This is a genomic window from Escherichia sp. MR (assembly GCF_005280595.1).
In the GTDB taxonomy this organism is placed as follows: domain Bacteria; phylum Pseudomonadota; class Gammaproteobacteria; order Enterobacterales; family Enterobacteriaceae; genus Escherichia; species Escherichia ruysiae.
This window is the reverse complement of sequence record NZ_SZVK01000094.1, coordinates 1-6,545: the sequence shown is the minus strand read 5'-3', so window position 1 is coordinate 6,545 and position 6,545 is coordinate 1. Positions and strand designations below refer to the sequence as shown.

Annotated in this window: 7 protein-coding genes and 2 pseudogenes; 4 read left to right on the top strand and 5 right to left on the bottom strand. The window is 44.9% G+C overall.

What is annotated here, in order from left to right; genetic code table 11:
* The coding region (locus FC814_RS23765; RefSeq protein ID WP_071528444.1) for an IS1 family transposase at window positions 1-60 on the top strand (60 nt) is incomplete at its 5' end.
* 113 nt (window positions 61-173) lie between these two features.
* Window positions 174-1,829, top strand: a complete 1,656-nt coding sequence (locus tag FC814_RS21820; RefSeq protein WP_137326460.1) for a glycoside hydrolase family 25 protein — start codon at window positions 174-176, stop codon at window positions 1,827-1,829.
* A gap of 57 nt (window positions 1,830-1,886) precedes the next feature.
* Here FC814_RS21820 and ynaI read toward each other — a convergent pair whose 3' ends face one another.
* Window positions 1,887-2,918 carry a low conductance mechanosensitive channel YnaI gene (ynaI, locus tag FC814_RS21815; protein ID WP_000559884.1) on the bottom strand — a complete coding sequence of 344 codons (1,032 nt, stop codon included), beginning with the start codon at window positions 2,916-2,918 and terminating at the stop codon, window positions 1,887-1,889.
* Window positions 2,919-3,161: 243 nt separating this feature from the next.
* Between ynaI and FC814_RS21810 the strand changes: the two genes are divergently transcribed.
* Window positions 3,162-3,419, top strand: a complete 258-nt coding sequence (locus FC814_RS21810) for a DUF2534 family protein (RefSeq protein WP_000605087.1) — start codon at window positions 3,162-3,164, stop codon at window positions 3,417-3,419.
* Window positions 3,420-3,468: 49 nt separating this feature from the next.
* Here FC814_RS21810 and uspE read toward each other — a convergent pair whose 3' ends face one another.
* From uspE to FC814_RS21790, 4 genes and pseudogenes are all read right to left on the bottom strand, one after another.
* Window positions 3,469-4,419, bottom strand: a complete 951-nt coding sequence (uspE, locus tag FC814_RS21805; RefSeq protein ID WP_001262134.1) for a universal stress protein UspE — start codon at window positions 4,417-4,419, stop codon at window positions 3,469-3,471.
* Between the two features lie 151 nt (window positions 4,420-4,570).
* The gene (fnr, locus tag FC814_RS21800) at window positions 4,571-5,323 is read right to left on the bottom strand and encodes a fumarate/nitrate reduction transcriptional regulator Fnr (RefSeq protein ID WP_000611911.1); all 753 of its coding nucleotides are present in this window, start codon (window positions 5,321-5,323) and stop codon (window positions 4,571-4,573) included.
* A 194-nt stretch (window positions 5,324-5,517) separates the two neighbouring features.
* On the bottom strand, window positions 5,518-6,033 hold the full coding sequence (gene ogt / locus FC814_RS21795) for a methylated-DNA--[protein]-cysteine S-methyltransferase (protein WP_000945016.1): 516 nt from the start codon (window positions 6,031-6,033) through the stop codon (window positions 5,518-5,520).
* A gap of 17 nt (window positions 6,034-6,050) precedes the next feature.
* Window positions 6,051-6,182 (bottom strand): annotated as a pseudogene (locus tag FC814_RS21790) (hypothetical protein); the annotation flags it as partial.
* Between FC814_RS21790 and FC814_RS23355 the strand changes: the two are divergent.
* A pseudogene (locus tag FC814_RS23355) lies at window positions 6,182-6,398 on the top strand (LysR family transcriptional regulator); the annotation flags it as partial. The pseudogenes FC814_RS21790 and FC814_RS23355 overlap by 1 nt on opposite strands.
* Between the last annotated feature and the right edge of the window lie 147 nt (window positions 6,399-6,545).

The following is a 6,545-nucleotide window of genomic DNA, read 5'->3' as shown; positions in this document are numbered from 1 at the left end:
TCGGTGGAGCTGCATGACAAAGTCATCGGGCATTATCTGAACATAAAACACTATCAATAAGTTGGAGTCATTACCGGCTTACTTTATGTATATCAGTTCTGGGGCTATTCGTTGCCGGAATATCACAGGGAATATCAGATGCACGTGCAGATGATATTTGTAAAAATGGTGCAATGGTTCCTGATGAGTATTGTCGTTTTTTTATCCATTATGGGCCTGAGGCTCCTGGTAAACTGGATATCAGAATCAGTGATGCGTTAAAAATACCAGATCAGGATGCGTCACTGGATAACATTAATTATTTTCTGAAAGAATATCTCCCTGCCAGAGGGATGATGTTTGATAAGAAAGCTCGCTTGTTAATTGCTTATTCAGGTCATGGGCGTTTTGGCACTCAAAATGGTAATTCTGATAAGGCACCGGCATTTGTTTTGAGTAATGCTACAGATATTGATGGTTCAAAAGGCATGTATGAAATGCCAGCTTTGAATGCTCAACTCAACATTCTGGCAAAGCGTTATTTCCATATTTTGACTTTAGTCAATGCTTGTTTTGGTTCAGGTCTTTTTGGCATGACAGATGGCGCAGGGAATTCAAACGCGTATAGTAAACCAGGTGCGTATGCGATAGCCGCTGGTGATAATAAAACAGAAGTTTATTCCCTGGAAAAAGATAAAGGCAGTGTATTTTTTGATACCCTTATAAAAGGAGTTGCTGATGGCGTTGCCGACGAACGCTTCGGGAAATCGTATATGGTAAAAATTGATGGTAAAAAGGAATACTACGCGGGCATTACCCGAACATTAAGTTTGTTTATCTATGTGAACGACCAATATATAAAAATCAATGAAAAACTGGACGAGGAAGGGAAAGGAATACATCTTAGTGATGCCTGGATAGGAGCAACAGAAAACCCAGCCGGACCGGGTGGATTCTTCTTTATTAACGATCCTGCGGTCAGTCATCTGGATAAAAAAACACAATTATCAGCCGGGAATGCAGATGAATTTACGAATGTTGATAAGACCGCATATTCTATTAAAGAACCGCCTACTGCGCCAGATGAACCAAAGAACAAAGATATAATACCTATTGAAATTCCTTATGGCCCCGTAAGTGCAATTCCCAACCGACCTGATATCCGTATCTTCAAAACACCGGATATTTACCCGATCAGTGGCCATGATATCTCGTCTAACGATGGCGAAATCGACTGGAAATTGTTTCAGGAGAAATCACCTGCGCGTTTTGTCTACGTGAGAGTGGTTGGCTGGAGAGGGCCAGACTCGTCGTTTAAGGCTCACTGGAAGCAATTAGCAGATTCAAAATTTGATCGCGGAGGCTATTTTAAATTTGATTTTTGCCGCACTCCTGAGGCGCAACTGGAAACAGCAAAAAGCCTGCTGCCTGAAGACCCGAAAATGTTGCCTCCCGGTATTTTACTGGTGAATCCAGAAGGTGAAGATACAACCCAACTGGCTTGTTTTAAAAAATCGGGAATGGTGAATGCACGGAATGATATTTTACGTTTTGCTGCCCTGATATATAAAAATTACCATAAAATACCAATATTTTATGGCAATCATAATAATTTGTCCCATTTCATGGACAGTCGGTTCGACCAGTATATGGTGTGGATGGGGTATTGGGGACAAGCTGGTGTGAAGCTTGAGGGGCGTAATCCCTGGACACTTTGGCAATATTCAGGAAACGAAAAGGTGCCAGGCATTGGTCACAGCACAGAGTCAGAAGTATTCTTTGGTACTGAAGAACAGTATGCCCAGTTTAAAGCGGGTGAGAATAATGTCGCTCTGGCTGCGGTAAATTGAGGTAATAAATAAAACCGGATGTCGAATATTATTATCGTCATCCGGTTTTGTTGAGTTTTATTTAAGCTGTTCGGGAGGTGTAATATTATCCATATACAGCGTCTGGCTGGGGAACGCAAAATCCGCGCCGTGCGACTGCACAATATCGATAATCTTCAAATAAACATCCTGCTGGGCGGCCAGCCATTCGGCCCAGACCGTGGTCTTAGTAAAGCAATAGACCATAATATTTAATGACGAATCGGCAAACTGGTTGAAATAAACCAGTAAGGTTTGTCGCTGGTCGATAGCAGGGTGATTTTTCAGCATCTCACGTACGGCTTCGACAATAGCCCCAACTTTTGCGGCATCTTCATAACGTAAACCAATGGTAGTAGTAATACGCCGGTTGGTCATTCGCCCCGGGTTTTCTACGCTAATGGACGAAAAAAGCGAGTTTGGTACGTACAGTGGGCGATTATCAAAGGTGGTGATTTTTGTAATACGCCAGCCAATTTCTGCTACTGTGCCTTCGATATTCCTGTCCGGTGAACGGATCCAGTCGCCAATACTAAAGGGGCGATCGAAATAGAGCATAATCCCGGAAAAGAAGTTACTCAGAATATCTTTACCGGCCATACCGACAGCCAGACCACCAATACCACCAAAGGTCAACAAACCGGAAAGGCTCATGCCGAAATGTTCGCCATAAAGCAGAACAATCACCACGATAATGCTGATTTTGATGATGCGCGACATAATCCGCGCGCTGGTGATATCTCGACCTTTTTTTATCTGTTGCCTTTCAAACTGATTAATCAGGAGAAATAACTTAACCGTCAGAATAAGCGCAATCAGTGACGTACAGATAAAATCGATAACGCCTGGGGTGATAAATTTGAGTTTGTAATTTTCAATAACATAATTAATGATGCTGCCGACAGCACTGATAATTATGGTGTAGATCAAAAATTGAACCGCATGGAATAAGAATCCTTTTCTTTTACGATTTCCACGACGAAACCAAAAGCTCATCAGAATCAATGCTGCGCAGCTACCGAAAATAATGACCAGATTAAGCGCATTATTTGTAAACAGTTCAGCGATCATTGTTTTATCAGGCTCCTCCAGATAATTGATGTCATGCCGGAAACCCCTGGCGGGGGTATTTTATCGCGATAATTCATTCATATCATCAATAGACAGGGAAGGAAGTAGCAACATTAGCGAATTTATCAATGGGTTGATGATTTGAACGACAACAATCTCGTGCTTTCGGGGCAGACAACGAGGAAATGTCATGATATTGTTACACACAAGTAACAAAGGGTTTATCTGCATAAGGATTACATCATGATCATGGCGAAGCTGAAGTCAGCAAAGGGGAAGAAGTTTCTCTTTGGTCTGTTGGCGGTTTTCATTATTGCGGCGTCAGTTGTGACTCGCGCGACTATCGGCGGTGTTATCGAACAATATAATATTCCGCTTTCTGACTGGACGACATCAATGTATGTGATTCAGTCATCGATGATTCTTGTTTATAGTCTGGTCTTTACTGTATTGCTGGCAATCCCGCTGGGAATTTATTTCCTCGGTGGTGATGAGAAGTAAATAAAAGAAAGGCCCGAGATATCGGGCCTTGCAAGTAATTGATAAACAATTAATCGTCTTCTTCGTCATCCAGTTCTACAGGCGTCTGGTACTGGTCAGGTTTAATCACCAGCAAATCGCAGCGGAGATGATCAATCACCTGTTCAGCCGTATTACCAAGGAATGCCGCAGAGATACCGGTGCGTCCCACAGTGCCAAGAACGACAATCCCTGCCTGCAAATGTTCGGCCAGATCTGGAATCACTTCTTCTGGCAGACCTTTTTCAACGTGCGTCATATTTTCATTAATGCCGAATTTCTGCCGCAGGGCTTTCATCGCCAGCAAATGTTGTCCACGAATGGCATCGTTATAAACACTTGGATCAAATTCCGGCAGTTCAATGGCAATATTGATAGGTGTTACGGGGTAGGCGCCAACCAGATGGACTTCGGTGTGATTTACCTGTTCCGCCAGCTCGATCGTTTCTTTCACCAGTTTTTCATTGAGCGCATTATGATATGGCTCTTCACTGGCGAGATTCACCGCCACCAGCGCCTTACCACCTTCCGGCCACGGCTGGTCTTTCACCATCCACACCGGGCTTGGGCATTTGCGTAACAGGTGCCAGTCGGTAGGGGTGAAAATAACCGCTTCCAGACGGTCATGTTGGTGCGCCATTTTTAGCACCAGATCGTGCCCACTGCTAACCACTTCCTGAATGATGGCTTCGAAAGGACGGTTATGCCATACCACTTTAATTTCAATCGGGACGCCAGCGTTGAGATAATACTTTGCCTGCTCATGGATCCAGGCAGTACGCTGGCTGATGACGCCCTGACGCATCGCGGTACGTTCGTCCGGGGAGAGCAGGGTGGTCATTTCGTATGAGAAGTCATAAATCGGCAAAAAGGCTTTAATTTTGCCACCAATCCGTTGATGTAAATAAACAGCTCGCCGTAATGCCGGTTGATCGTCCTGGTTAGGATCGATAACAACGAGCATGTTCTGATACATAGCCATACAGGGTCTCCTTACAACAACTGTCAACGCAGTTTGTAATTAAAAGATTAACCCATATCTGGTGAATGAAACAGTGATGAACCTTCTGCCAGATCAATAAATCAGAAAAATTTAATGATATGACAGAAGGATAGTCGATTATGCGGAAAAATCAGGCTACGTTGCGCGTATGACCAGCAAGCTGAGCCAGCGCATCGTTATTTTCGATGGTGATGTATTTACCTTTGACCGCCAACATGCCGCTTTTCTGGAAACGACCCAGCAGACGACTGATGGTTTCTACCGTCAGGCCAAGATAGTTACCGATATCGCCACGAGTCATCGTCAGGCGGAATTCACGAGGGGAGAAGCCGCGTTGGGCAAAACGACGGGACAGGTTGTAGATAAAAGCAGCCAGGCGTTCTTCTGCATTTTTCTTCGACAACAGCAGGATCATGTCCTGATCGCCTTTGATTTCACCGCTCATCAGACGCATCATCTGCTGACGCAGATTCGGCATTTTACCAGACAGATCGTCCAGGGTTTCGAACGGGATTTCACATACCATTGAGGTTTCCAGCGCCTGGGCGAAACTCGGGTGATGACCGCTACCAATAGCGTCAAAACCTACCAGATCGCCTGCTAAATGGAAGCCAGTGATTTGCTCGTCGCCTTGCTCTGTGATGGTATAACTTTTAATCGTACCGGAGCGGATGGCATAAAGCGATTTAAGTTCATCACCAGCCTTAAACAGCGTCTGGCCTTTCTGAATAGGCTTCTTTCGCTCGATGATATTATCAAGCTGATCAAGCTCATGTTCGTTGAGTGTGAACGGGATGCAAAGCTGACTGATGCTGCAATCCTGGCAATGGATAGCACAACCGCCAGACTGAATGCGCCGTATAATTCGCTTTTCCGGGATCATAGGTCTGCTCAAGCCGTAATTGATATTTGTCAATTTTAACATCTTTTTAGGGAGCAAGTAAGTCTAAGCAAACCTTAACAGCGGAGAATTCCGATAATAGATGTAAATTTATGTCTATCCCTTTGAAAAGCTTTAAATTGTTAAGGGTAACTTTACATAAAACTGTGAAAAAATCGGCACAAATTGTTTAAGGTTTACAGTAGCAGATAGCCTTCATGGCGCAATAACCACTCTTTTCGCTGCACTCCGCCTGCATATCCTGTCATCGTGCCGTTTCGTCCAATAACCCGGTGGCAAGGGACGACGATGCTGATCGGATTAGAGCCATTTGCTGCGCCAACGGCACGCGCTGCACCTGGTCGACCCAGATATTCAGCCAGTTGACCGTAATGCATTACCTGCCCGCAGGGGATAGTGCGCAGTGCCTTCCAGACTTCGCGCTGAAATGGCGTGCCTCCCGTGGCGGTAGGAAGCGTATCAATAATGCTAAGATTCCCGGCGAAATAGTCACGAAGCTTGTCGCTTAAACCACCTGGGTTGGTGGCAGAAATGCGCTTATAACCTTCTTTGCGATAATGGATGTCCAGCAGCTGCACCATGCGTTCGCTGTACTCTTCCCATTCAACCGCCCGCAGACGAAATTGTTCATCGCAGATCACCCACAGCGGTCCCAGTGGCGTGGCAATTTTTTCTTCAAGTAATCTCAGCATCCGTTCTCTCTTAAGGCTTAAGACAAACGTGGGTAAATCCCCGAACCAATAGGCAGACCGATAAGATACCACGCCAGCAACATTAGCAGCCATACCACCAAAAAGATTAAGACTAACAAAGAGTAAGTAGCTGGTTTCGCGTCTGGTTTGTCGCAGTCTGGTAGCATAAAGCGATTTTTTGATTTTTCAGCCTGAAGAAATGAGGGCAATCCTTCACATGGATCGAGGCTGGAATAATTCCAGTCAGCGAAATTTTACCGTAGGCGACCTGTTATTTGATTCAGCAGCGTGATAGCCGCCAGGCACCACTGATCTCGTCATTCATCACCCAATCCCGGCGAGAATGTGGTTATTTACAGAGCTAAAAATGAATAAAAAAATAGAGCCTGTCGACATCCGCCAGACTCTACAGTACACACAGCAGTGCATCCGCGTGGCTTTGTTGAATAAATCGAACTTTTGCTGAGTTGAAGGATCAGATCACGTATCTTCCCGACAACGCAGACCGTTCC

Coding starts and splice junctions, on each gene's coding strand:
- FC814_RS21820 (WP_137326460.1), top strand. CDS start 174: ATGGTTCCTGATGAGTATTGTCGTTTTTTTATCCATTATGGGCCTGAG.
- ynaI (WP_000559884.1), bottom strand. CDS start 2,918: ATGATCGCTGAACTGTTTACAAATAATGCGCTTAATCTGGTCATTATT.
- FC814_RS21810 (WP_000605087.1), top strand. CDS start 3,162: ATGATCATGGCGAAGCTGAAGTCAGCAAAGGGGAAGAAGTTTCTCTTT.
- uspE (WP_001262134.1), bottom strand. CDS start 4,419: ATGGCTATGTATCAGAACATGCTCGTTGTTATCGATCCTAACCAGGAC.
- fnr (WP_000611911.1), bottom strand. CDS start 5,323: ATGATCCCGGAAAAGCGAATTATACGGCGCATTCAGTCTGGCGGTTGT.
- ogt (WP_000945016.1), bottom strand. CDS start 6,033: ATGCTGAGATTACTTGAAGAAAAAATTGCCACGCCACTGGGACCGCTG.